At 48.1% G+C, this 26875-nt stretch carries 21 protein-coding genes; 8 read left to right on the top strand and 13 right to left on the bottom strand.

The window, feature by feature from the left end:
- Positions 1 to 59: 59 nt before the first annotated feature.
- Complete coding sequence (locus G499_RS0112920; RefSeq protein WP_027000294.1) at positions 60 to 1595, top strand: hypothetical protein; 1536 nt, start codon at positions 60 to 62, stop codon at positions 1593 to 1595.
- A 50-nt stretch (positions 1596 to 1645) separates the two neighbouring features.
- On the opposite strand, the gene G499_RS0112915 is transcribed toward G499_RS0112920, so the two are convergent.
- The 3 genes from G499_RS0112915 to G499_RS0112905 form a co-directional block, all read right to left on the bottom strand.
- Positions 1646 to 2395: a LytR/AlgR family response regulator transcription factor gene (locus G499_RS0112915; protein ID WP_027000293.1), complete on the bottom strand. Its 750-nt coding sequence runs from the start codon at positions 2393 to 2395 to the stop codon at positions 1646 to 1648.
- Positions 2376 to 3440 carry a sensor histidine kinase gene (locus G499_RS0112910; protein WP_051296234.1) on the bottom strand — a complete coding sequence of 355 codons (1065 nt, stop codon included), beginning with the start codon at positions 3438 to 3440 and terminating at the stop codon, positions 2376 to 2378. Before G499_RS0112910 ends, G499_RS0112915 begins: the two co-directional genes overlap by 20 nt.
- 106 nt (positions 3441 to 3546) lie before the next feature.
- On the bottom strand, positions 3547 to 4539 hold the full coding sequence (locus tag G499_RS0112905) for a fasciclin domain-containing protein (protein ID WP_027000291.1): 993 nt from the start codon (positions 4537 to 4539) through the stop codon (positions 3547 to 3549).
- Positions 4540 to 4859: 320 nt separating this feature from the next.
- Between G499_RS0112905 and G499_RS0112895 the strand changes: the two genes are divergently transcribed.
- From G499_RS0112895 to G499_RS0112880, 4 genes are all read left to right on the top strand, one after another.
- Positions 4860 to 5486 (top strand): L-threonylcarbamoyladenylate synthase, encoded by a 627-nt coding sequence (locus G499_RS0112895; protein ID WP_027000290.1) that lies wholly within the window; start codon positions 4860 to 4862, stop codon positions 5484 to 5486.
- Between the two features lie 249 nt (positions 5487 to 5735).
- Complete coding sequence (locus G499_RS0112890) at positions 5736 to 6683, top strand: N-acetylornithine carbamoyltransferase (protein ID WP_035727368.1); 948 nt, start codon at positions 5736 to 5738, stop codon at positions 6681 to 6683.
- Positions 6684 to 6802: 119 nt separating this feature from the next.
- Positions 6803 to 7990: a hypothetical protein gene (locus G499_RS0112885; protein WP_027000288.1), complete on the top strand. Its 1188-nt coding sequence runs from the start codon at positions 6803 to 6805 to the stop codon at positions 7988 to 7990.
- 173 nt (positions 7991 to 8163) lie between these two features.
- Entirely contained in the window at positions 8164 to 10353 is a 2190-nt protein-coding gene (locus G499_RS0112880) for a SpoIIE family protein phosphatase (protein ID WP_161627746.1), read from the top strand.
- Positions 10354 to 10362: 9 nt separating this feature from the next.
- On the opposite strand, the gene G499_RS0112875 is transcribed toward G499_RS0112880, so the two are convergent.
- Complete coding sequence (locus G499_RS0112875; RefSeq protein WP_027000286.1) at positions 10363 to 10959, bottom strand: hypothetical protein; 597 nt, start codon at positions 10957 to 10959, stop codon at positions 10363 to 10365.
- Positions 10960 to 11088: 129 nt separating this feature from the next.
- On the opposite strand from G499_RS0112875, the gene G499_RS0112870 reads away from it, so the two are divergent.
- Positions 11089 to 13062, top strand: a complete 1974-nt coding sequence (locus G499_RS0112870) for an ATP-binding protein (RefSeq protein ID WP_027000285.1) — start codon at positions 11089 to 11091, stop codon at positions 13060 to 13062.
- 301 nt (positions 13063 to 13363) lie between these two features.
- Here G499_RS0112870 and G499_RS0112865 read toward each other — a convergent pair whose 3' ends face one another.
- On the bottom strand, positions 13364 to 15415 hold the full coding sequence (locus G499_RS0112865; protein ID WP_051296233.1) for a mechanosensitive ion channel family protein: 2052 nt from the start codon (positions 15413 to 15415) through the stop codon (positions 13364 to 13366).
- A gap of 163 nt (positions 15416 to 15578) precedes the next feature.
- On the opposite strand from G499_RS0112865, the gene G499_RS0112860 reads away from it, so the two are divergent.
- The gene (locus tag G499_RS0112860; RefSeq protein ID WP_027000283.1) at positions 15579 to 16841 is read left to right on the top strand and encodes a hypothetical protein; all 1263 of its coding nucleotides are present in this window, start codon (positions 15579 to 15581) and stop codon (positions 16839 to 16841) included.
- Positions 16842 to 16860: 19 nt separating this feature from the next.
- Here the strand turns inward: G499_RS0112860 and G499_RS21840 are convergent, their stop codons facing one another.
- Both G499_RS21840 and G499_RS21230 read right to left on the bottom strand, forming a co-directional pair.
- Positions 16861 to 17019, bottom strand: coding sequence for a hypothetical protein (locus tag G499_RS21840; protein WP_154658443.1), 159 nt, complete (start codon positions 17017 to 17019; stop codon positions 16861 to 16863).
- A 46-nt stretch (positions 17020 to 17065) separates the two neighbouring features.
- On the bottom strand, positions 17066 to 17719 hold the full coding sequence (locus G499_RS21230; protein ID WP_081413788.1) for a tetratricopeptide repeat protein: 654 nt from the start codon (positions 17717 to 17719) through the stop codon (positions 17066 to 17068).
- Positions 17720 to 17898: 179 nt separating this feature from the next.
- Here G499_RS21230 and G499_RS0112840 point away from each other — a divergent pair, with 179 nt between their 5' ends.
- Complete coding sequence (locus G499_RS0112840) at positions 17899 to 18786, top strand: tetratricopeptide repeat protein (protein ID WP_154658442.1); 888 nt, start codon at positions 17899 to 17901, stop codon at positions 18784 to 18786.
- Positions 18787 to 18864: 78 nt separating this feature from the next.
- Here the strand turns inward: G499_RS0112840 and G499_RS0112835 are convergent, their stop codons facing one another.
- The 6 genes from G499_RS0112835 to G499_RS0112810 all read right to left on the bottom strand — a co-directional run bounded on the left by G499_RS0112835 (position 18865) and on the right by G499_RS0112810 (position 26790).
- Positions 18865 to 20352, bottom strand: coding sequence for a hypothetical protein (locus G499_RS0112835; RefSeq protein ID WP_027000280.1), 1488 nt, complete (start codon positions 20350 to 20352; stop codon positions 18865 to 18867).
- A complete protein-coding gene (locus tag G499_RS0112830; protein WP_027000279.1) occupies positions 20321 to 20731 on the bottom strand; it encodes an EVE domain-containing protein in 411 nt (136 codons plus the stop codon). Before G499_RS0112830 ends, G499_RS0112835 begins: the two co-directional genes overlap by 32 nt.
- A gap of 56 nt (positions 20732 to 20787) precedes the next feature.
- Positions 20788 to 21699 carry a type IX secretion system protein PorD gene (porD, locus tag G499_RS0112825; RefSeq protein ID WP_027000278.1) on the bottom strand — a complete coding sequence of 304 codons (912 nt, stop codon included), beginning with the start codon at positions 21697 to 21699 and terminating at the stop codon, positions 20788 to 20790.
- Positions 21700 to 21842: 143 nt separating this feature from the next.
- Complete coding sequence (locus tag G499_RS0112820; protein WP_027000277.1) at positions 21843 to 22052, bottom strand: DUF6728 family protein; 210 nt, start codon at positions 22050 to 22052, stop codon at positions 21843 to 21845.
- 10 nt (positions 22053 to 22062) lie between these two features.
- Complete coding sequence (gene ispG / locus G499_RS0112815) at positions 22063 to 24153, bottom strand: (E)-4-hydroxy-3-methylbut-2-enyl-diphosphate synthase (RefSeq protein ID WP_051296231.1); 2091 nt, start codon at positions 24151 to 24153, stop codon at positions 22063 to 22065.
- A gap of 192 nt (positions 24154 to 24345) precedes the next feature.
- Positions 24346 to 26790, bottom strand: coding sequence for a TonB-dependent receptor (locus tag G499_RS0112810; RefSeq protein WP_161627745.1), 2445 nt, complete (start codon positions 26788 to 26790; stop codon positions 24346 to 24348).
- Positions 26791 to 26875 lie beyond the last annotated feature (85 nt).

Below are 26875 nucleotides of genomic sequence, written 5' to 3'. Positions count from 1 at the left end.
TCTCTCGTCGATACCTTCCTTAGACGCGCCCGCATACACCGCAAACACCCTGTTGAATTATGGAAACCCTGACCGAACTCATAGACCTCATCAACCAAAAGAGGATCAAAAAAGTAGAACTGTTTGATGAGCGCAGCCGTAGCAAGCAAAGCAATTATTACAAACTTTTCTATGGCATAACTTCGGGCAAATACCTGACCGACCAAGAGGCCGCCGAGGATATTTACCAATGTGATGCCAGCGAAAAAAAATACCTTATCCTCAAAAGTAGGCTCAAGCAAAAGATCTTGAATACTGTTTTTTTCTTGAGCATCCAACCCGGGCGCTATATTTCGGAATATGACGCAACCCTCAACGAACTACGCCGGGTTTTGTACCAATCCCAAACCCTGATGTTGGAGCGTAGCTATCAGGTAGGGCTGCCCCTGATTGAAAAGGCCTTCAAAAAAGCGCAAGAGCTGCCCTCTGCCGAAGGTGTAAGTCTGTTTGGCCATTTGTTGGCACAGTATTATGCCGAACAACAAGACCTGCGCAAGATGGAGTCGTTTAGAACCCTCGCCACAGAGGCGCAACAACAATGGCAATTAGAGCGGCAAATACAGCAAGGCCTAGACGAGCTTCGCGCCCTTGTAGACAATACGCGCTCACCTGTCAAAAGCAAGGAGATAGACGAGAAATTTGCCCACTACCGTCAGCTTGCTATCATTCCTTTAGACCAATATCAGTCGCCCGTGATGGCACTAGCCGGGCTGCAACTCCAGGCTCTCCAAGCCCAATACCAAGAACGCTACGAAGACCAACTCAAGGTGCTCTCCGAGCAGCGGGTGTTTCTCAAAATCAATCCGTTGTTTAGCTGCGGACAGCTGCAAGAGCATATCTATCTGGATGAGATACGCGCCCTAGCCAACCTAGAGCGCTGGAGCGAGATAGAGCAAAAAATCATCCAACAACCCATCATCCACCCCGATAGCCCTAACTGGCTCAGCCTACAAGAGTTGCGGATGTTGGCCAGCCTACACAGCCACCAATATATCAACAGCGCACAGATATTCAATGACACGGTCAGCCTCAATATCTTTCGTAAAGAAAGTGATTCTGTGCGTAGCCGATGGCAAACCTTTCAGGCATACCTGATGCACATAGGCAAATCAATGCAGGTATCTGATATACAACCCAATATACAAACATCAAAGTTGGCGCTCAAGATGAGCGACTATATTCAGCTCAGCCCCGAATACGATAAACAACAACGCGGCCTAAACATTGCCCGCCTAAGCCTACAAATCATTACACACCTCGAAAAACAGGATATTTCGGGTACAGAGCGCTGTATAGACCTGCTCAGCCTGTATACACGCCGCACACCACAGCGCGACCGACTGTATCGGAGCGAGTGCTTTATCCACTTGCTCCAAACACTCAAACAGCAAGATTTTCGTTATTATAACACCCACAAAGCCAGCACAAAGCTGTGGGAAAGCCTACAACAAACCAAGGCTGGCTTCAGTACAGACAACCAGTATATCGAAGTAATGCCTTACGAATGGCTTTGGCAACATATTATGGGCTTCATCAAAGACTACCGCTATGTATAGTGTGCCCAAAATACAACCTTGGACAATGTCAAAATCCAAGGTCTGATGGCCTATGTCTCTGCCCACTGTTTGAAGGGCAAAACCCGCTCACGGCTGATGATGACCTCCAAAGCAGCGCGAGGATTTAGGGAGATTTTGAGGCGGCTGTTGCTATAATGCCTGACTTCGCTGATGGCCTCATAGCGGGCCAAGAACTTCCGGTTGAGCCTAAAAAACAACTCTGGGTCGAGCAGGCTCTCTAGCGTTTCAAGCGTATAATCGATGACATAGCGCTTGTTTTCTTGGCTCACAAGGTAGACCGTTTTGTCTTCAGCATAAAAATAGGCAATCTCTTCGATGGCTTTGAAGATCATCTTATCTCCTACTTTCACCAAAAAGCGAGATTTGTAGCGTCTTTGCGGCTGAAATGCGGCCCTGATTTGCTCCAAAGACTGCGGGCTAAACCGACTGAGACGCTGCCATTTTTGTAAGGCTTGTGCTAAGGCCTGTGGCTGAATCGGCTTGAGCAAATAATCGATGCTATATACTTTGAAAGCTTCTAAGGCATACTGGTCGTAGGCCGTCGTAAAAATCACTGGTGCATCGATTACACATTGGTCAAAAATCTCAAAACTCTGTCCGTCAGCCAATTGGATATCCATCCAGATAAGCTCTGGGCTGGGATTGGTGTTGAGCCAAGCAACGGCCTCTTCTACCGAATCGAGGCTGGCCATAATATCGATGCTCTTGTCGTATTGTTTGAGCAGCCAAGCCAGCCGCTCTGCGGCCAAGGGTTCGTCTTCAATAATGATAGTCTTCATGAGGTTTAAGCAGTTGAATAAGTGGTAATTTGACAACAAAATGGGTTTCTGTTTCTATTACAGTAACAGAGGGTTGGTGCAAAAAATCATAGCGTTGCCGGATGTTCTGCAACCCGATTTGGGTAGAATCTATTGGTTTTACGGGCTTACGTTGTAGGGTATTGCGCACAACAAGCTGGTCTTCTTCGAGGCATATTTCTACCAACAAAGGGTGTTTCTGTGAGGCGATATTGTGCTTGAGCGCGTTCTCTAGCAACATCTGCAAAGCCGAAGGAATGGTATACACGGATTTGGTATCCAACCCTTGGCAGTCAACCACAAGCCTAAACCCTTCGCCAAAGCGCTGCTCTAGCAAATAGGCATACGCTCGGATAAAACCTAGCTCTTCGGAAAGTCTCACCAGCTCTTTCTCGTTATTGCGGAGCAAATACCGGTATACTTGCGCAAAAGCTTCAATGAACTCCTCTGCCCGGTGACTGTCCTTGATGACCAAAGAAGAGAGCACGTTAAGATTGTTGAACAAAAAGTGTGGATTGACCTGTTGGCGTAGCGCCTGTAGCTGAGCCTGAGCCGTGCTTTTTTTGAGTGCTTCGGCCTCAAGATGTTTGGTTCTGAATTTTTCAGCATAATAAAAAATACTGTTCAGCCCGTGTAAAAACAAATTGATTCTAAAGCCAAAAGCAACCAACAACTTAAGTGGCAGCGCCAACTGAGCATAGGTGTACCCCAAAATAAAAATCCCAATCGCATACGTGGGCAACAAGCTGAAAAAAAACGTAGGCAGCCAACTCATAATGAGTAACAGTAGTAAGGGGTTCAGCCCTTTGAACCGCTGTTTGCAATATACAGCTAGCCGCGCCAGCCACAGGTTTCCCTCCCAAATCAAGGCCGTGATGAGGGTAAAAGTCAGCCAAGTCCAAAACGGCGGCGTGTCAATTTGGTAATAGGTATACACCTCGGTAAATCGGGTATTGAGGTAAGAGTATGTCCCCAATGCGAGCATTATCCAGAGGCGGTGGCGGTGGCCGAACAATTGTAGCATCATCCCCGTCAGATTAGGTTTTGTCTGCGCGTCAGGATAGGAAACAGCCCGAAAACCTTCGGGCTGTTTGACCCCTAACAATCAAAAAAACCGAGAAACAAAACAGTCTTTAGTTTGCTGCCGGTGGCAACAACACGCGGTCTATCACGTGTACAACTCCGTTGGTGGCCATAATGTTGGTAGCAGTGATGTTAGATGCCTCACCACCGTTGCCTTGGCCGGTTACGCGGGCGCTATTGCCTTGCAAATTGATGGTTACGGTAGCTCCTGCTAAAGTGGCAGGCGTTGCGCCATTGCTCAAGTCAGACGAAAACACACGACCATTGACAACGTGGTAAGTCAGAATACCCGCCAGTGTGTTGGGGTCAGCAGCATTGATGGCCGCTACATCTGCAAAACCGGCTGCTTGGAACGCTGCGTTGGTAGGGGCAAATACCGTAAACGGATTAGTACCCGACAATACAGCTGCCACATCTGTAGTGCCTTGGCTAGCGCGCAATACCGCCGCTACCAAGAGGCTGAAGTCGGGGTTGCCTTGTGCTACTTCTACAATATTGCCTGCGGGAGGCAACAACACACGCTCTACTACGTGAATCACACCATTGGAGGCATTGATATCTGCTGTAGTAACACGGATGCCATTGATAAACACCCCTGCGCTGTTGCGTGTGGCAAACACTTGGCGCACGCCATCGAATGTAGGCACGGCGGCATTAGGTCCGGCAGGCACTGCAGAGGCAGGTACAACCGATGTCAAGACGTGATAGCTCAATACGGCCAACAAAGTCTCGGCGCTAGCCGCTTGGATGGCAGCCACATTGGCAAAGCCTGCCGCAGCAAAAGCGGCATTGGTGGGGGCAAACACTGTAAGGCGCTGGTTGGGGTCAGAAAGCAAGTTCAATACATTGACACTGGTCTCGTTGCTGACCTTGGCCGCAGCAGCCACCAAGAGACTAAAGTCGGGGTTGCCAGCGGCAATCTCGGCAATGGTAGGCTCGGGCGTGGGAGTTACCTCATCATCGTTGTTGCGGCAGCTAGCCAATACCAACACACTGACACCTACATACATCAAAAAGCGGAGATTAAAAAAAAGCTGTTTCATAAAAAGAGTGGTTTTGAGTTGAGTGAGTAGTACACTAAATATGCTGTTTAAACAGCCATTCTCTAACATCGGCCTTTCATAGTAGGGTGAGCTCCCTTTTTTGGTGGATGAACTGTATAAAGAAGCGGATGAACTGTTATTTTACGTCGGCAAGTGTCCAGATATGGTATTGGCGTTTGGAGTCATTTACCAAAAATAAAAAGCGGCAAAAGTTTTAAAATCCCCCAAAAAAGTTTAGCTTTGAAAAACAGCCCTGTGCTTTCAGCCTTTTGGAAGTCAGGGCTGTTTTGTCCCATTTGTCTACTTAACTCCCTATTCTTATGGCTGCAACGCTTCTTCGCATCTACCCCGAAAACCCCGAAATGCGCAAAATCCTTACAGTGGTAGAGAGCTTGCGCAACGGTGGTTTGGTGATTTATCCCACAGACACGGTATACGGTATCGGTTGCGATATAAACAACCCCAAGGCAATCGAAAAAATCTGCCAGCTCAAGGGGATTCCTGTCAAAGAAAATAACCTCTCTTTTATCTGCTATGACCTAAGCCATATTTCAGAATATGCCAAAATCAGCACAGAGACCTTTAAGGTAATGAAAAAAGCACTTCCCGGGCCTTTTACCTTTATTCTCAATGCCAGCAGCAAAGTACCCAAGGTGCTCAATATCCAGAAAAAATTTGTGGGTATTAGAATCCCTGACAACAACATTCCGCGCACGATTGTCAAAGAACTAGGCAACCCTATCATTACCACCTCTATCCGCGACGATGATGAGGTGATAGAATATTCTACAGACCCTGAGTTGATTTATGAGAAATTTAAGGACAAGGTTGACTACATTATCGACGGAGGCTATGGCAACAATATCGCCTCTACGGTGGTCGATTGTAGCAATGATCTTTTCGAGGTAGTCCGTGAAGGTTTGGGCGATATTTCGGTGTATGTCTAGCCATTTTTGAGCCACAGGCTCATCGCCCGCCGCAACCCCAATAGCGTTTGCTGTTTGGGTGTTTAGCCCGCAACCCCCGCATTCTGTGGGGGTTGTTTGGTTAGATACCACCACAGACTCAATATTGTATCCCTTAGGCGGCTTCGGCTTTTGCAAAAGATGCTAACTTTGCATCACATTGGTATTTTGAGTGCCTATGGCCTCTCCCAAAAATCGATTCATCAAGCATAATCTCCCACACAGACCATAATGCCTACAAACTTCTGTTCTTTGGCCGATGTGCCCAACCTTGCTGATTGGGTACAACTAGCACAGCAATTCCAGCAAGACCCTTGGCAGTCGGCAGATTTGGGCCGCCGCAAGACCTTAGGGCTGTTCTTTTTCAACCCCAGTATCCGTACCCGCCTGAGCACTCAGCGCGCCGCCCAACAGCTTGGTTTGGAGCTGATTGTGATGAATATGGGCGCAGAGGGTTGGCAACTCGAAACCAAGGACGGCGTGGTGATGGATGGCGACAAGGCCGAACATATCCGCGATGCCATCGGAGTGATGGGGCAATACTGTGACCTGATTGGGGTGCGCGCCTTTGCCGGCCTACAAGACCGCAGCCTCGACTATGCCGAGCCTGTATTGGAAGGCTTCTGCCAACACGCCGGCGTGCCTATCCTGAATCTCGAAAGTGCCACCCAACACCCGCTACAGGCCTTTGCTGACGTGCTCAGCATCGAAGCCCATAAAACCAAAAGCCGCCCTAAGATAGTGCTGACTTGGGCTCCCCACGTAAAGCCCTTGCCGCAGGCTGTAGCCAACTCCTTCTTGCAATGGACTGCCGCAATGAACTACGAGGTGGTCGTTACACACCCCCAAGGCTATGACCTAGCCCCAGAGATGATGCAGGGTGTTCGTTATGAAGCCGACAAACACGCCGCCCTCGAAGGCGCAGACTTTGTCTATGCCAAAAACTGGGCATCATATACTCACTATGGCCAGATTCTTCACGCTGACCGCCAATGGACTCTCAGCGCCAAAGATATGGAGCTTACCGACCAGGCCTACTTTATGCACTGCCTGCCCGTAAGGCGCAATCTGGTGGTAGAAGATGCCGTCATTGATGGGCCGCGCTCCTTGGTGCAAGTACAGGCCCGTAACCGTATCTTCTCTGCCCAAGCTGCGCTATACCAGCTCTTACAAGACTAAATTTGACACTTTGAGGCATTGTCCCAAAATTTCACCTTTAGGCTGTCCAAATTTTTGGCAAAACCATTGTTTCGCCTTATTTTGCGCTTACATTCTCCAAAATCAACTGAAATACCCTAATGAGATTAGCTCACAAAATCGCCTCTTCCCTTCTCGGCTTTGCAATAGCAGGAAGTATGATGGCTTGCGGTGGTGGCAACGGCCAACGCAATGATAACAACGCTGATACTGCCTCTGTAGACTCTATAGCCGAAGCACTGCCCAAGTTTACTATCGATACCACGCTTACACAAATCGCTACTTTTATGGGTGGCTTGGCGCTAAAGCCCAATACCAATGGCTTTGACTCGCTCCTAGATACCGAATGGGCCAAAACACACTACAAGGCCTTTGAAGAAAGCTGGAAACCCCTCGAAGAGCAACGCCTCGGCAAAATGCGCGAATGGCGTGATAGTGAGTTGAAAGACTTCCAACAAGATGGTAACAACCTCTTTTATCCCTTTAGCGGCCCTGATTTTCTGAACGCCTACGAGTTTTTCCCCAACTGCGACAACTACCTGATGTTCGGCCTTGAGCCAGCAGGTTTTATGCCCAACAAAGCCCGCGTAGACAACCAGTACCTGATGGGTATCCGCAAGGCGCTGAACGAAATCTTCAAACGCAACTACTTCATTACCAGCTTTATGGGTGGAGATTTGTCGGGCAAAGGTGTGCTGCCTATCGTGATGACCTTTATGGCGCGCACTGGCAACCAAATCGTAAGTATCGATCGCTTCTATATCGAGAAAGACGGTAGCTTCAAACTCGAGCCCTACACCAACGACAAGATAGACACCAAGCAGCTCAACGGCCTCTCTATTGAGTTTTATAACCCAAAGCGCAAAAAAACACAGCGTATGTGGTACATCGGTACTGATGTGGTAGATGGCGCTATGGCCGGCAAACAAGAGCTAGTGGCCTTTATCAAGAGCTTCCCCAACAAGGTTACCTTCGTAAAGTCAGCCTCTTATACCCTACATAGCGGAGAGTTTTCGACCATCCGTAACCTGATTTTGGAAGACACCAAGGCTGTCTTGCAAGACGATACCGGCATCCGCTACGAAGTCTACCAAGAGGCCGGATGGAGTGTACAACTTTATGGTAAATATGCCCGCCCTATTGCTGACTTTGGAGGCTATACCTACCAAAACGCCCTAGCACAAGCCTTCCGCGATAGTACCCAACAAGTACGCCCGCTGAATTTCACCTATGGCTATCATTGGAACACCGACAACACCAGCGTGTTGGTTTGCCGAAAGCAAAAATAAGTTGACTGAGCGCTGCCCGCCCCCATCCAAAAGGCGGGCAGCTTTTGAGTGATACTCTTGATTTTTTTATTATGCAACCTTGCCGAGCTTATTTGTGGATAATAACTGGTTTGCTGAGCCTAGTGCTGAGCACTGGCAAAGGGTATGCACAAACATCCACATGTGATACGGCATTGCACCTATCCTTAGCCAAACTTCAAGAAGGAGCCTTTGAGATTCCTTCTCACTATTGGCGCTACAGCAAGCTAGACGTAGCTCCTTGGGAACGCAGCCAAGGCCTCGACCAATGGCAAAGCATCAACCCAAGGCTTTGGCTTGATAGCCTGCCTCAAGAAGCGTTTTCGGGATTGGGCTGGTTTCAAGTACAGTTCATCATCGACAGCACCCTGTTTCATCATACCATTGCCCTGATGCTCTTCCAGCGGGGCGCAGGGGAAATTTATCTCAATGGGCGCTTGATAGAAACCATCGGCGAAGTCAGTACCAACCCCGATAAGGAGCGCAAATACAACCCCTTTGGCGACCCCATTGCCCTAAAATTTGGAGGCCGCCCCCTCCAAACACTCTCCGTCCGCTACTCCAACAGCAATGCCTGGCAGCTTTACAATAACTATGGCCGCTTTGCACGTACTGCCGGTTTCAGGGTGGTTTTGGGCGATATGACCAAGAGTGTACGAAAGCACGTAACCGACAAGACAAACTATGCTTTCAAAAATGTCAGCCAATTTGGGATACTGATGGCCTTGGGCTTACTACACCTCTGCCTGTTTTTCTTCTACCCAAGGCAGCAGGCCAATCTGTTCTACGGTTTGTTTTCGGTAGGGGTTGGACTTACATTTTATATCGAATACGTTCACCGGCAAGCGCACCAGATTGACTATGTCATTTACCTCAATATGACCAATTTGGCGCTGATGTTTGTGCTGCCCTTGCTGCTGATGCGGGTGTTTTATACTATCTTTTCCCGACACCTGCCCCTCAACTACTATATTCTAGTGGGGGCGGCGATATTGGCCAGCCTGACCGCCTTCGACGAAAAGCTCAACTCTACCCTGATGGAGGCCTACTATGGCTTGGCTATCTTGGAGGTTATCAGGGCTACTGTAATGGCCATTGTACAAAAGCAAAGGCTGGCTTGGTTTATCAGCGGCGGCGTGATTGTAGGCATGTTATTTCTACTCATTTATGCCGCGTCGCTAGGCCTGATTGCTGCGCCGGTTATTCCTGAGTGGACGAGGACATTCATCCGCTATACCGGCGTACTGGCTATCTCTAGTGTGATGTCCATATTTTTGGCCAGTAATTTTGCCTATACCAACCGCCTCTTGTCGATGCAGATTGTTCAGATTCAGGAGCTTTCGGACAAAACGCTGGCACAAGAGAAAGAAAAACAAGAGCTACTTGCTACCCAAAACGAGCGCCTAGAGGCTGAGGTAAAAGCGCGCACAGCGGAAATAGAGCAGCAGAAAGACGAAATCTTGGAGAAAAACTTAGAGCTGGAACAGCAAAACGAATACATCCTCGACCAACAGAAGGCTTTGCAACTCAAGACTGCTGAAGTAGAGGCTGCTTACAACAAAATAACTGATAGCATACGCTATGCACAGCGCATACAAGAGGCTGTCTTGGGCGAAATTGACCAAATAGAACAACACTACAAGGAGGCTTTTGTGCTCTTCCGCCCCAAAGATATTGTATCGGGGGATTTCTATTGGGCCACCGAACATACTCACGACCAACGGCACTACCAAATCATTGCAGCTGTAGACTGTACTGGACATGGCGTGCCCGGCGCTTTTATGACCCTGATTGGCAATGACTTCCTAAGCGATATCGTCAACAAAGATGGTATCTTACACCCCGACGAGATATTGCTACAGCTCAACAACCGCGTAACAGAACGCCTTAACAAAGGGCAAACACACCTGATAGAGCGCCGCCGCGTCAATGATGGGATGGATATGGCCTTGTGTATGTGGGACAAAACGGCCAACAGGCTCTATTTTGCCGGTGCCAAAAACCCGCTTATCTTCATCCGCAACGGAGAGCTTCATATAATCCGTGGTGCCAAATTCTCTATTGGCGGTGTAGACCTTAATACTGAGGACAAATACTACGATTGCCATACCATTATCCCCCAGCCTGACGATGCTTTTTATATCTTCAGCGACGGCTACCAAGACCAGTTTGGGGAGATTACCGATCGTAAATATATGACCAAACGCCTTCGGGAGCTGCTACTCAGCTTGCATCACCTTCCTATGCGCGAGCAAAAAGCTTACCTGGAACACGAATTTGAGCAATGGAAAGGCAACAAAGAACAAACCGATGATGTACTGATGATTGGCTTCCGTTTGCGTTAATGGCCGCAATCAATCAAGCAAATCAGCTTCCAATACAAAAGTATTGGGCGCTTTCAGAGCGATGTCTTGGATACTCTCGATACGGTAAGATGCCAACCGAGCGCGCCCCTGCTTGTCGGGTTTGCAATGTAAGACCAGAGTTTGTTTTTCGGAATAAAGTGCATTTTGCTGCCGAACATCAGCCCGTATGTCTACTACTTCCCCGTTCAGATTCTGCAAAACACATAATTCTCGCACCTTGAGTTGTGGTTCGAGCGCACGGTAAATTTTGTATGCGCCTTGGCTGGTAACCGAATCAATGCGCTGGTAACTATTGCGCAGCCCCGCCTTATTGATGTCGGCCTTCATAAATACACCCAGCTCTTTCTCCCAATCTTTAATTTGTAGCTTTTGGCGTTCCACTTTGCCGTCAAAAATAACCTTTTTGGCTACCTTTGTACTTCCATTGTCGCGCAATGCGCTAACTTGCGACTGGACGAACGCACTGAGGGGAAAGTATGTGTTTGCGCTATCCTCTACTACTTGGCTGGGTTGTGGCGTTTGGCAGGCTTGCCCCAAAATGGCAAAACTCAAAGTAAGGGCAAAAAAAACAAAAGCTTTGTTCATATTACTTGGCTATTTCGTTAAATTGCAAACATATTTTGACGTTATATTACGTATGGTTGGGTAACTCCCTTTCAAGCAAAAGGATTCCTTAGCCACCCAAGCGCTGTAAAGTTACTCTTAATCGCTAAGATGACCTCCAAGCATACAAGCATAAATCTCCACGAATACAAAACCACCTTGTTGGCTCAGCGTTGCCAGTACATTGTGTTTGATGCCCAATCAACACTTGTGCTCGATAGCTGCCACACTATTGTGGATTTACGGCCATACAAAAGTCTGAGCTTCTATGCCCTATTCCCGTTTTTGGAGAGTGTACAAGAGCACGTCAACGAAGTTACACGCAACCTACACACAGCTTTCAAACTCCCTAGGGTTGAATTTAGTTTCCCATTCGACCCCACCCACCGTCCCTATCTGCTTGATTTTGTGATAGAGCCGCTCCCCCACGCCATCGAAGAGGGGCTGCTGCTCTGTACAATAGAGCACAACGAAGAGGCGCACCGATATATGACAACGCTCCAACAACAACGGCGCGAGACCAGTATCGAAAAGGACAACCTACTTGTCAAAAATGAAGAACTTCAGCGCTTGGAACGCCTGAAGACCAACTTTTTCTCAGAAGTAAGCCACGAATTACGCACTCCCCTCAACGGCATTATCGGGCTTTCGGAGCTGCTCCTTGAGGTCATCAACGATGCCAAACAGGTCTCCTACATCCGTGCTATCCGCTCTTCGAGCAAGCATTTGCAGACTATTCTCAATGATGTGTTGGATGTGTCGAAAATAGAGGCCGGAAAGCTTTCCTTTGAGCGTGTCAGCTTTAGCCTCTCAGAGGTACTGGAGTATATTAAGCTCTCTTTCAGGCCCAAGCTGTTAGAAAAAGGGCTTCGTTTTGTGTATGATATTGACCCACTGATTCCTGACCAGCTCACTGGTGACAAGGTACGCTTTACGCAGATTTTGTTCAACTTGGTGGGCAATGCCGTCAAGTTTACCCAAGAAGGTTATATCAGGGTACAAGTAGGGCTGCCGAACCATATTCCGGTCAATGATGCTAAGTTTTGGCTCGAAGTAGCCATTGAGGATACCGGCATTGGCATAGCCCCTGCTCAATTGCCCCATATCTTCACACCTTATCAGCAGGCCTCCGACAGCATCACCCGCCTTTTTGGAGGTACAGGGTTGGGGCTTACAATCGTCAAGCAATTGGTAGAAATGCAAGGCGGCTTCATCGAAGTATACAGCGCTCCACAGGTAGGAACAAACTTTCACTTTGCACTGCCTTTTGTTATGGCCGAAACAGAGGTGGCCGAAATAGAAACCCACCCCAAGCTGAACACCAAACTCGCTACCGACGAACGCTTCCTGCCATTTCAAAATAGCCCTAGGGTATTGTTGGTAGATGACAACGAGGTCAATTTGCTCTACACCCAGAAGGTCTTACAAGACTGGGGCTGTATGGTAGAAACAGCCATTGACGGCCAATGTGCGCTCGAAAAGCTTCGACGACAAACCTACCACGCTCTCCTGCTCGATATCCAGATGCCTGTAGTCGATGGTTGGCAAGTGGCCCGGGTACTGCACGACAAGCCAAATCCCGAATATCCGTTGCCTATCATCGGGCTGAGCGCCTTTGGTGATGGAGCCAACCAACACCCAGACAGTAAGTTTTTCAATGCCTTCTTGGATAAGCCTTTTGCCAAAGCAGACCTTTATGACACGCTTTGCAAGCTCCTCCCGGCGCGTTTCCGCCGCCTCATCGATACCTCTTATCTGCGCGAAATAGCCCTCGACAACCACCAATTTCTCCGAGATGCCGCACAGCTATTTGAAACCCAGTCCAAACTGGAGCTGCGTAATATTGACGAAGCCTTCCATAACCAACATTGGCGACAACTGGCTGATGTGTTGCATAAGATGAAATCCAATATTCGGATGATGGGAATGTATAGTACCGAAAAAATCATCACCCAATTGGAACATCATCTCAGTACTGAGGCTATGCCCAACAACCTTTGGGTACAACAACAGCTCAAAAACTTGCGCAAGGCTTTTATGCAGGCACAAACCGAGCTAGCCGAAGAGCTTGAAAACTTGCATTAGCCTCAGCCCTAAAGTTTGAGACAGCCAGATTGCTCCGTCTGCCAAATCATTTCAAAGCCCACGGCCACAACACTGGAGACCTTTCAAAGCCCACGGTTATACTGAACCACAATTGGTTTGGGAAATCTTTGCACTGAAAGTCCTTGATAATCAAGAAAATCAAATCCTGCAAATTCCAAAATTTTGTGAATCTTGGTGTGAAATTGCGGGCTAAGTCTTATTCTCCCCCAAAAAAATAAGGCCTCAGTTTCAATAACAAGGGAGCAAAATAAGCACACAACGACGAAAGTCCAGTGGCCTGCTATGCTGTCTTTCCTTTGCCATTCTGCTGATGTACTACCGTAATCCATTGGTCTACCTGCTGGCGCAAAGCGTTATTTTCCAATGCGCCGTATTGTGGTGTAAGACTCTCTTGCCCGGGTACTTCTTCGATGTGGAGCGTTTGTGTTGGGAAAGCAAATCGGATTCCCAACTCCTTGGCCAACTTGAGGATAGAAAGGTTCAGATCCTGTCGGGCAGTGTGTTCTTGGGTGAAGTCAGGTACGGGAAAAAAGGTAACAAACAAGATGTTGAGCGAGTCGCTGCCAAACTCATTGAAATACACGTGATAGAGATCCTTGCGCGTTTGGGGGTGTAGCTCAATGAGCTTGCGCAATCCATACACAAATGCTTCTATCAGCTCAGGCGGTGTGTCATAAGTAATAGCGAGTTTAGTGTTATAGCGGCGATAAATCCGCATCCCCATATTGTCGATAGTCATATCGGCCAAGCGCCCATTGGGGATATAAATCAGCGAGTTGTTGAAAGTCCGCACCCTTGTGGAGCGAAAACCAATCTCTTCGACCAAGCCGTCGACCCTGTCGCCCACAATCCAATCGCCTACTTGGAAAGGGCGATCTACAAAAATAGTAATCGAACCAAAGAGGTTTTTGATGGTATCTTGGGCGGCAAGTGCAAAAGCAATACCACCAATAGACAGACCGGCGAGCAGGGCTGTGATATTGAAGTTCAGCAGGTCTAAGACAAAAAGCACCCCTCCCGATACCACAATTATCTTCAGTGTTTTGCGTGCCAGCGGCAAGAGTTGGTCATCGAGCGTGTTGGCTGTTCTGGCCGTAATGCGCTCCAGATATGCACTGAGGGCGTTGATGAGATTGTAGAGAATCATCACCACAAAGATAGGCAGCGAGATGCGCAAGAAGAGCATCAGGTAGAAGGTCAGATTGACCGGCAGTTGGAAGATAGGAATCAGTGCATACAATATCTGAAACAAAATCCACAGGCTTAGCGGCCTAGTGATGTCTGCTATAAAGCGCTTGAGTAAATGAATTTTGACATACCTATGCAAAAACTCTACAATCAAAAACCCAAACAGATAGTTAAGCGCCTTGTGTAACAACAGCGCTCCAAGCAACATTATCCCGATACCGATATACTTCCAAAGCTCTATTCCTAAGATTTTATAATGCCCTCTCTTGGGTACTATCGAGAGCAAGGTGTCTAGGCCAAACGGGTATACCTCGTTGTGTAGGCGGTCGATACGTGCTACTGTTTCGGCAGAAAAAAGCCATCGCCGATCTTTTTTGATAAGGTATACATCTGGTATCAAATTGCTGATAACATATACCTCTTGCCCCCTAACGGTATCTCGGTAGTGGGGCTGGCGCGGTATTTTTTCTAGGTTAATCACGATACCCTTACCATCCAGAATTTGCTTGAGCTTGACAGCCAGTCGCATTCGGTCTCGCTCCGAATATTCATCTGCATCTAGGGCATAAGCCGCCACATCAGGCTCAAAGTCTTCGACCCTCAAATTGCTGACAAAGGTATACAAAGTATGATATGGGGAGCTGAGGTCTATACCGGCTTCTCGTTGGCGGGCTCGGTCGGGGAATTTCTGACGGTACATCCCCCGCACTGCACGCAAAGTATTGGCCGAAAAAAGCCAGTCTTCGCTACCAGCATTGCGGAAAAGATAGATTTCTGGAAGAGAATCGAAAGGGCGAAATACCCGTACTCTGCTGAGGCTGTCGTAATAATCCGCAGTTTTGGGGAAGCTGTCGAGTTGTTGGTAAATACGTTCGTCTTCTAAAATTTCCCGCAATTGTTTGGCCAATAGCTCTACCTCACGCTGTGTAAAGCCATCGGGTTTGTTGAGTGTTCGCAGAGCCTCTTCTATTTGATAACTATCGCTTTGCAAAAAATACAAAAAACTATACGTGGTCTCATAAGGGCTGCTGAGCTGTGCTTGTTGGCGCGCCGGGTCTATGGGGAGCTTTTGGGCTTTCAGCTCGGTAGCAAGCCACAAGGTCATCAAAAATACAATGGCAAAAACTTTACAACAGTAGCGCATATCAACTTAGAAGGTTTGGTAGTTGGCAAGTTGCCGCTACAAAAAAAAGTAGCTCTACAAAGGTACATAATTTAGGAAGGGATGACAAGCCCTCCTAAACAACAAACCTCTGTGCTCAGTGCTGCGTATAAACCTCAAGTCTACACCTCTAAGCTAAACCTCAATGACTCATACGCTCAAATTTTTCTATTACCTCAATATTGCGTTGTTGCCCGGCTTGACTGTTTTGGGGTATTTTTTGTCCAATCTTCGTGGGCGAATCCCTTTTCCAGACGGTGGGAATATTGTCTTTGCCGCACTTGTGATGATGTTTATGAGTGCCTTCGCCTTCTTTACCATTCGTCTGGCCACAGCGCCTCTAAATGATTTTTGGATTTTTATCGCCATTGTCGACACCCCGGTGTTGCTACTGTTGATGTATTGGATGGGAGTCAAGTTTGACTTTTGGTCGGGGTGTGTGATGGCTTTTGTGATTGAGATGAACGCCTTGTGGATAGGCATGCTGATTTTCAAGGTATTTTTCAATACCCAATCTACTTCCGAATTGACAGCAGACGTAGTTGTGGGCTACTTGGTGGTTTGTGGTATCTTACTCAATTTCACTATGTATGGCTACGAGGCTTGGCATCGTATCCTCAGCTTGCCTTGGTATCGGTGGCTGCCGATGGGCTTGGCCTTTGTCAATACCTGCTATTTTTATATCAACTCCTTCAAGCTTCAGGGGCTGCGCGATGAGGCTGTAGTGGTGTTGGGGCCAGAATTTACCAGCGGGTTGGTCATTGTGCCCGTCTGGGGTATTTTGCTCTTGGGCTATCCTATTGCCAGCCTTTATCTGAATCTCAAGGAGGTCGATAAGGCCAAAGAAGATGAAGCTAATATCATTTATCCAGCCACTGACCTGAGCTACTATACCCTCAACATTGTCAATAATGCACCACTTGGCTTGCCCACTCAACCCCAAGGACAGGCCGAGCATTGTGTGGCAACAGATTTGGCACTCAAACTAGGTTATTGGAGCAATCACGAATTCAAGCTTGGCGCAGTAGATGTCAACCTCAGCGATACCGAGGGCTATCCTGTGTTGACACTACTGATGGCCAACTTCCGCGACCGCCCCTACAACCTACCCGCCAACCCTGAAGATGCGATTCTGACACTCACTATACGCGGCACACACCAAGCTCCCCTATCAATAGGAAGCTATGCTTTTAGGTTTTATACCCCTACCCTAGGACAAACACCTACTGCGGTTGCCAGCTTTAGGAACAAAAGCGGCACCAATATCCTCGCTGAGCAAGAGGGGCAACTCTATGTACACTACCTCAGCGACACCTATCTCTGTGGCACGATAGACCTACAAACAAAGGATGGGCAGGCGCAAATCAAAGGCGTGCTGAGCTGTCAGCTCAAGGCTGTTGCCGAATAACTACACTAGCGGCGGGCGTTTATCTGCGCCTACGCAACCATACAATCAACCAGACAGCAGCCACTATCACAAAAGAGCCCAACATCAGGTAAGTAAAACGGCGAAGCTCGGCCTCAGTATTGTCGGGTGTGGAGGCAAATAAAAACAAGGCGGACAAGCAATAAAGGAGTGTTTGCATATAGAAATCGTGTTTTGGTGTCGATAAAGCATAGTTCGAGCGCGTGTTACCGGCATCCTTGGCTTTTGAGACGTGAGCCTGCCTGGGGATGCGCCAGCCTTGCCGCTTGTTGCCAAGCAGCACAGGCACTATCGGGGCGTGGCGGGCGTATTTGCATCCAAACATCCCCCCTGCGCAACCAAGCAGCGCTGTATTCCGGGTTATAGCGCAAGGCCGCCCCATAGTCGTCAAGGGCTTTTTCCCATTGTTTGAGCCCCTCTTGTGCCAAGCCTCTGTTGTAATATGCGTCGACATAAGTACTATCATAGGCCAAGGCTTTCCCAAAAGATTCGATTGCTTGGGGGAATTTATTGCGCTTTTTCAGGGCATACCCTTTGTTGAAGTACCCTACAGCCGTTGGCAAAATCCCCAAAGCCGAATCATAAGCTTGTATAGCTGCCTCAAAATCTTCTTCTCGCAGCGCTTCAAAGCCATCTTGTAGGTAGCTCCAGTAGCGCCTTCGCAAAGATACACTCATCGTGTCGAGCGCCGCCGGAGCACTTATTCGTAGGGCTGTGTCTAGCCCCAAGGTATCGCTAGGGCGCAAAGGCGCACGCACAGTCTCCACCGAAATTTTCGGGGGGGAAGTCTGTTCTTCACAAGCCCAAAGGGCCAAAATTAGTAATAAGACTATGGGGGCTTTTTTTGTAGATAAGCTCATCTTTGTATTTTTGCATTACAGGGCTGGCTCAATGAGACAAGGCTTAGGCCTGTTGATGGTTGTATGTAGGGTTGCGCCCAAATTCAACCCACTGATTTTCAGACACTCTCCTGCCATTGATTATCCCGCTGGAGGCTTTTTGGCTTCGCTCATACAAAATAATAAAAAACCACGCACTTATGCACTATTCCCAAGCATTGTCCATCCTAACTTCTGCCGCAAACACAATCCGTATTTTGGGATGTTTTTGGCTTTTAGTCTTATTTGTAGGCGCTTGTAAGCCGGGCGAAGACAAAGAAGCCTTGTTCCAACAGCTATATGAAGAAGGAAACGATGCCTTCGAAGCCGGAGACTATGACAAGGCCGCACAGCTCTATGGGCAAATCTTGAGCCAAGACCCTGAGGCGTATGCCGCCCGCTTCAATATGGCGCTTGTGGCCAATCGTAAGGAAGATTATCAGGAGGCTATCAAGTACCTACACCAGACCTTGGCCATCAAGCCAGACTATGTCGATGCTTATGTGCAAAGGGGCTATAATTATGAGTTGCTCCAAAAAGACAGCGCAGCGCTCGCTGACTATGAAAAGGCGCTTTCGCTCCAAGCAGACAATGAACCTGCTACCCTCAACCGCGCCAGTTTGCTATACAGCCTCGGCAATCGTGCTGCTGGCCTACAAGCATTGCAAAACTATATCAACATAAGACCCAACAGAGCCGTGGCTTACTACACCCGTGGCCGGATGCTCTCCTCCTCCAAACAATACGAAAAAGCAATCGAGGATTTTGACAGGGCTATCAGCCTACAAGATGATTATACGATGGCCTACCTCGACCGTGGACATGCTTACTATATGCTCAAAAATTATCCCAAAGCCCTAGAAGATTTTGAGTACTGCCTTGTCCTTGCTCCCACAGATCCCATCAACTATTTCAACCGTGGGGTAGCGTTGGTAGCCACAGGGCGCGAGGCCGAAGCCTGTGATGATTGGCGCAAGGCCATCAGCCTAGGCTATACGAATGCCCAACAGTATTTTGATCAGTATTGTTCGTGGCAACAGGGGCAGTAGCTTCTAGTAGTACCCTGTTTTGGTGATACGCGTGTGTGGCTTGCAGCAAATAAGGGCTCTTCCGGCTACAAAGCTAGATTAAAACTGAATCAATTCTACAAAAAACACCTTTTTGTCTTGCCCCCTGCGTATCTGTTGTTCCCCCCAACACAAAAATGTCCCCGCTCCTAGTGGGTGCATTTTGATATAATTGAGAGCAATAGCCTTCTCACCAACACTGTTGCCATCCATTGGCCGCTTTCGGATGATAGATTTTTCGGGCAGGTTGTGCTGCCAATAATAAGTATTCAGGTTATGGTAGAGGGTATAGCTTTCGAGCCCTCTAAAGTCCCAAGCGGCGATAGCTTCGAGCTCGGGGTAAATGGCCTCACCAAGAGGGGTATTGGCTTCGGCTTCGAGCCTGCCAGTCTGTGTGTGCCAAATGCCTATCAGTGCGTGACTAAAGCGCCACTCATACACCAATGACAGGGGGCTGCGCGACAAAGTACCCGACACCGGCACACGGCGTTGCTCCCTTCGGGCAAAGGCCATCTGAACGGCCAAATGATTACCCGACACCTGTGGCCGGGTCATCGTGGTAGCCAAGGTATAGAGTAGATGCTTGTCTTTGGCGCGTTTTTGTTGGATTTTTTTGCGCATTGATGCATAGCGTTTGGTGGGCATATTGGCAAAATACTGTACAAAATCATCAAAGTGAAAGTACCGGAATCGGGGGGCTTGTTCGGGATTGTTGGTTTCGGCAAAGAAAACACCTTGGGCAGCGCCCCGAGGCATTTGCGCATATAAACCTATCAAGATAACCTTGCCCAACTGTGGAAAAAAAAGCCAATAGCCACTCAGGAGATGATGTTCGTCATCAGAAACCAATGTTTGCTCGTGGCGCAAAGCGCCGTTTTGGTATGCCCTAAAAATCAGACCGGTTTCGCGCACACGGTAGCTATATGCTGCCGTCAGGAGAAGGTATCCTGTTTGTTCGTCGCGTTGGATTGTATGAACCTGTAAGTTGCCTTTGTGTTCAAGATGATTCAACTTGGCCTCCCCCAGATTGTCTTCAGGCAAATAAATCAAAAGCGGTTGATTGCGCAGAGAAGCCAGCAGATACAGACCGTCGTCTACGGCCTGCCACTGCTCAATACTAGTTTCGCGTGTAAGGTTGAGCGCTTCTACTTGCAAAGAACCCAACTCTGTATTGATGCGGACACAGTATTTGGTGCGCCGCCAACTATCTTCATAAAGCAGCCAAAGGTGTGGCGCGTGATAGCTATGGCCTATAAAAGACGCATCGTGTGGGAGTTGGAGGGCTGTCTCCCACAAGACGTTAAGCGAACGATCATATTTGGCAAACTGATACTGCCGAGCAGTTTGACGCTGCATCAGCACCCAACCCACAGTATCGGTAGGCATCAGCTCATAGCTCGACGTATTGTTGAGCACAAACTCTATGCGGGGTTTGTAGGGTAAGGCCTCGCTGCTGTCGGCCTGTGTTTGTGCGCTGAGCGCTGCCCCTCCAAATTGTCCTAAAATGGATAGTAGGCTACAAATGATTAGAGATTTCGAGGATGGCATCAAATTCTTCTTGTTTGAGCGGCATTACCGATAGGCGTGGCTGCTTGATGAGTGCAATATCCCCTAATTTATCAGAATTTTTGATATGCTCCAAAGTTACAGGTTTGGGCAATGCCTCTACCGGGGCAAGATCTACCACTACCCAACGGTTGTCGTCGGTAGTAGGGTCTTGATAAGCCTCTTTGACAACTTTGGCATAGCCAACGATTTCTTTTCCGTCGTTGCTGTGGTAATACATCACCAAATCACCTACTTTCATTGCTTGGAGGTTGTTGCGGGCTTGGTAATTGCGAACACCGTCCCAGAAGGTTTGACCATCACGTATCAAGTCAGCCCAAGCATATTTATAAGGTTCGGATTTTACGAGCCAGTAGTTCATATAACATCAGCTTAAGTGTGTCTTGAAAATAAACATTACAAAAATAGAACCCAAGACTAAAAACCCTGCGCCAAGGTCGCCCAGTTGGCAGTACGCGCCGGATCTACAATACTGAGCACACGTACCAGCTCCTTGCGGGTTTCGAGCGGAGTATCTTTAAAAACATTGAGCAGTTCGCTAGTCTTGAATTCAAAAAAACTGTTTACCAATCCTGCATCGGGACGCAAGCGGTTGACTTCTTCTAAATCAAAGATAAACTCAGCCATTTTTTCGCGAGCCTTGTCGGGGTATAGCAGCCAGCGATCGAAGCCTTGGCGGTAATATTTGTACAAGCCCTCCCGAAAAGGTCGGAGTTGTTGGCTCATCAGATTTTCGGCCAACCAAAAACGCGAGCGGTTGTCTTGCCCCCTGCGCCACCCTATATTGCCCGACTGCTGGGCGATGTTGGCAATATCGAAGGCCTTTTGTGCCCAAGGTTCGCCACCTAGTTCACTAAAAGTATCATAATCAATAGCCAACACAACATAGGCATAAAAGGCCAACATCGAAGTAAGGTCATCAGTATAACTGTTTTCATTATATATCAGCGGCTGGCCTTGGAGGTATTGGATGTCGAAGTTGCGGTCGATATAGTTGAGGGTAGCGGTCTCAAAAGTAGTATTGAACACCGGACGCGTAACCTGCAACTGTGCTGTCCCCTTAAAAAAACCTTGACTAGGAGACTCGGTCAGGGTGATTTGTAGCTTACCTTGAATGCGCTCTTGGGCTTGGAAGCGGTCGGTTGTCCACTCTCGTTTGTTGATGAAATCGGACATAGCTTTTTCCATATCGGCAAAAATCTGCCGCTCTGCTGCTTGCTGGGTAATCAGACGGGTGGCATCTACGGTTACTACTAGGTTTAGCTCTTGGGCGCTAAGCAAACCCGAAGTCAGCAACATCCAAGCAATGAGGAGAGAGTACAAACGCATTTGGGATTGACGATTTGGGATTGATGATTTGGGATTGACGATTTCAGATTGACGAGGGACGATTTGGGATTGATGATTTCAGATTGACGATTAATCGTAGGTTCAAAATCATATGTCGCAAATCGTCAATCCCAAATCGTAAACTACCACATCACCCTTCGGACGATGATAACAATCAGACAGATTAAGAACATCAAGATGGAGATTTTGTTGATGCCGTGCATCATCCGTAGGTTGAAGCTATTGGGGTAGCGGCTATCGTGGGGGCGGAATACGCGGAGGAAATATCCGAAGAATTCGCCAAACTTGAAGTAATCCTTCAGGTCGTTTTTTTGTTCTTTTGAGTTGTTCATAAGCTTTGTGTTATGCCTCTTCTGGGGTTTCAGAGGGGCGTTCTATCCATTTGCCGTCTTCGCGGATGAGCGCGATTAGCTCATCGACTGCCTTGTCAGAAGGGACAGCGCGTTTGACGACGTTCATTCCTCGGTAGAGGGTAATTTTATCTTTTCCGGAGCCTACATAGCCGTAATCAGCATCGGCCATTTCGCCGGGACCATTTACGATGCATCCCATAATACCGATTTTTACGCCTTTGAGGTGGTCGGTACGTTTGCGTATCATGGCGGTCGTTTCTTGCAAATCGAAGAGGGTACGGCCACAGCTGGGGCAGGAGATGTACTCGGTCTTGGTCATCCGGGTGCGGGCGGCTTGCAAGATACCAAAAGAGAGGGCGTTGAGCATCTTGACTTGTTCGAGGGCTTCGGCCTTATCGTCGGAGTATTTGTCGAGGCTCAGCATCACACCATCGCCTAGGCCGTCAATCAACAATCCGCCCATATCTGTAGCGGCTTGCAGCTGGAGGCTCTCGGCGTCGAGGGTGTGGGAGTAGGTGCGATGAATGAGCACCGGAATCTGAATATCTTTGCGCATCAGATGCTGGATGGCATTGCGCAGGGTCTGTAGGGCGTTGGGCTGCTGGGTAGAGAGTATGATGACAAAGTTTTTTGCATCGGCATCAGTAGCGCTTTTTTTGAGAAAGCCCTTTTTGTTGAAAGCCTCCCATACTTCGTCGTTGTATACATCGGCGGCATCCAAACGTATAAAGTTGAGACCTTCATCCCCGCCGGCAAAAGATTTGGGGTAAGGGTAGAAAATGTCGCTTTGCTCAAAGAGCGGGTAGCTCCACATGCTGTCATCTTCGGCCATCCAAGCTGTTTCGTGTCGGCAAACAGCCTTTAGCCCGTTGGGCATCATAAAGGGTACTTGGGTATCGCCAAGGTAGACAAAGTCGGCGGCGGTATCGTTGCTACCCCACTTGTCGAGCGCGGGGAGGTAGCTGTAGCCAAAGCTTTTGAAGTCGGCCATCGCGATGTCTTTGATGGCGCTGAAGTCTGTCATCACACGCGGCACATTGTCCTTACCCAAGTTGAAGACTTCGTATGTTGGACGCTTTTGATACGCAAAGGGATTTTTGAAGGGGGCTTCGGCCTCGGCCAAAGGAATGGCGACAGGCTGCCGGTATGAGGGCTCGGAAGCGTATCGGGCGACCAACTTGCGGCCTACGGGGATTTCAAACTCCGGCTCCTCGGTCAGCGATACCCGGACGGTATCGCCTAGGCCGTCGGCGAGTAGGGTGCCAATGCCTACGGCAGACTTGATACGTCCGTCTTCGGCTTCTCCGGCTTCGGTTACGCCTAAGTGTAGGGGGTAGGGCTTTAGGCCTTCGGCATCTAACTTATTGACTAGCAGTCGGTAGGCTTGTACCATCACTTGCGTATTCGATGATTTCATCGACACGACGAGATTGTAGTACCCTTCGTCTTCACAAATACGGATAAACTCTAGGGCAGACTCTACCATTCCGGCGGGATTGTCGCCGTAGCGGCTGGTGATGCGGTCAGAAAGCGAGCCGTGGTTAGTACCAATGCGCATGGCCGTACCATATTCCTTACAGATACGAATCAGGGGTACAAACTTTTCGCGGATGCGCTCAAGTTCTTCTTGATATTGGGCATCGGTGTATTCGATGACTTCAAAGCGTTTTTTGTCGGCATAGTTGCCCGGATTGACCCGTACCTTTTCAACAATGCGGGCGGCCAATTCGGCGGCGTTGGGCGTAAAGTGAATATCGGCCACAAGCGGGGTGTTGTAGCCACGCTTGCGCAGTTCTTTCTTAATGTTTTCGAGGTTTTGGGCTTCTTTGAGGCTGGGAGCCGTGATGCGCACGTATTCGCACCCAGCCTCTATCATCCGAATGGCCTGCTCCACGGAGCCGAGGGTATCCATCGTGTCTACGGTGGTCATCGACTGCACCCTGATGGGGTTGTTGCCCCCCAAAGGCACATCACCGATGGCCACTTCGATGGTTTGGCGGCGTTGGTATTGCGTTAGAGCGCTGGCATAGCGCCAATGCTCCAATAAAGGAGAGAGGGAAGCAGAAAAATCGCTTGACATAGGATGCAAGTACTAAGGGTGGGGTGTTTAGTCTCTAAACACAAAAATAGACAAATTGTTGAGATTATGCCTTTTTGTGTGTGGTAAGTTCGGGTTTATATACCAAAACACACTTCAACAACCAAACCCTGTTCTTCCTAGTCTTTATGTCCGCTAGAAGTAACCATCAATTGTACCCAGGCAAGCTAGGCGCTACATTTTCAATTGTAATGTTAGATAAAACGCCCTGCCGTCGGCAGGGATAATTCCGGGGCCCGGGTATGCTTCCGCTCTTCGTGTAAAGTACTGTTCGTTAAGGAGATTGTTGCAAGAGGCTTCAATCTGCCAAAAACTTTTAGATTGATATACAATAGAGAAATCTAGCACTTGGTAGGTCGGAATCAGCCCCTCGATGGCTGTAGCGGTGCGGCGGGTATTGGAAGCATCAGAAAAATGAGCCCCCACATAACTGTATTGCAAGGTAGTATTGAATGATTGATACCGCAATACACTACCGATTTTGATATTGACCGGCGGCACCATTTCTACCAAGCGGCTTCGAATAGCATTATCTTGGGTGTTGGTATATCGTGCATCAATCCAGGCCACATTGGCAAACAGACTCCACTGCCAATGCTTTGGACGACTCTTCCATAGCTCTAGGAGCGATACCTCAGTGAAGGCCTCTACCCCAATATTTCGTGCATCAGCAATATTGCTTCTAAATCTGAAATCATTAAAAAGCACGGTATCTGTGCGAAGCACTTGGCCTATTTTCCCATAATAATTTATAAAAAACAGTGTTACCTCATAGTTGAATACATTATTATTTCTACCCCGAATGCCGATATCAGCAGTATATCCTCTCTCATCTTGTATGTTGGGGTCTACCCGTAGGTTTGGATTGTTAATTCGTAAATCGGTAAAATTAATTGCTCTATAATTTTGAGATACATTGGCATATAGTTCAAAACTTTTATCAACCTTATAGCTCATTCCTAGGCCTAGGAGTATAAAATCGCGACTACGGCTCAGTCGTTCGTCTATTCGGTTATTCACGATGATATTTCCAGCAGCATCAATCACATACTGTTTGTAGTATCCTTTGGCAAACGTCCAGATACGCTCCCATCGAATACCGGGTGTAAAGCTCAATTTTTCATTGATGTTCAATATACTTTCTGCAAACACGGCCGTATTTTGGTTTGGAAAAACATAGTCAGAGTCTTCCAAATCACCGGGGTTCAAATACCTGAAATCGGGGCCGTTCCCTGCCGAGCCAAACCCTTGCCGTGCGTAGGTTGTGCCTTGGTAAAGCCTCAGGCCTACAAGGAGTGTGTTGTGTTGGCCGGCGAGGTTATAACTATGCAATAGGCGCGTTTCGTGTCCAAGATTCTGAAACTGCCCATCGATAAGGGTTCGTTCTTGCCCAAAGTCAATTACGTTGATACGCTCTAAATTGCCCACTGACAAGCGTTGGGCATCGAGCGCAAAGTTGCGCATATTTAGCTTGGTATTGGGTGTGATATTGTACGTCAGGTTAAGGGCCAGCAAATTCCAATCTACTTTAAACCAGTTTCGTGTTCTGATAGATTGTCGTGGATTTTCTTGAAAGAGCCGATCTGTCAAGCCGCCTGCTTGTTGAGCCAAATAGTGCATTTTGGTGAGTTCGATATTGGCCGAAAACTTTGGGCTAAACTCATAATTGAGCGAGGCATAAAAGTTGTGAGAGTCAAAGCCTGAGTTGGGTCTATATCCATCGCTGCGTTTGTACTGGTAGTAGGTGTAATAGTTTAACTTACCTACCGTTCCCCCGATACTGTTAAAGGTATTGAAAAACCCCCAAGAGCCGACCGATTGCCGTGCGTTTAGGGCTATTTTTTTATCTCTAGGGCCTGTTTTGAATTTAAAATTGAGCAGCCCGCCAAACTGTGTGCCATATTGTAAGGAAGCTGCTCCCCTAACGATTTCAATGCGTTCTAGTGCCTCCACCGGAGGGGTATAATAAGATTCGGGGTAGCCAAGCGCATCTGCGGCAATATCATACCCATTTTGCCTTACATTAAAGTTAGAGCTGCGGTTGGGGTTTAGCCCTCTACCACCAATACCCAGTTGAAGGCCTGCTTGGTCGCTTTCCCAGATATTCAAGCCCGTAATGCGGGCATACACTTGCCTAGCATTGTTGGTAGAGAGGTTGGCTACCAAGTTTTTCAGTATGATGACCTCTGACTTACGGCCTTCATAAATACCAAAATCCTCTACGGCCTGTAACCTAGTAAGCCCAAATTCGGCCTCGCGGGCGGCTTGGATAGTTACCAAATCAAGTGTCTGGTCTAAGTCTTGTAGCTCAAACTCAAGAACAATATTACGGTCTACGCTGAGTGTTCGCTCTTGAATGGCCTTGCCCAAACAGAAGGCGACGAGGGTATGCGTACCCGCAGGCACTTTGTCGAGCTGAAAGTTGCCTTGAGAATCCGTTTTGGTATAGATTGAAGTACCCTTTATAGCCACTACCCCTTGAGAAACTTCGGCAGATTCTTCTATTATGATTTTTCCAGATATTGTAAATTCTTGTGCCAACAAATGTTGATAGCTTGTGCCAAATACCATCAAAAGTATCCCCATCAGTAACTTGATGCTTGATTTTGGCACTTGCATAACTTTTGTATAAGTTCTTAGTGATAGGTTTGCAGGTCCATCACTCGCCTGTTGAGTGATAGGTTTGGTATTTGACCCATCCTCA

It is taken from the genome of Eisenibacter elegans DSM 3317 (assembly GCF_000430505.1).
GTDB lineage: Bacteria > Bacteroidota > Bacteroidia > Cytophagales > Microscillaceae > Eisenibacter > Eisenibacter elegans.
The sequence above is the reverse complement of the archived record's forward strand: the minus strand, read 5'-3'. Positions and strand labels throughout refer to the sequence as shown.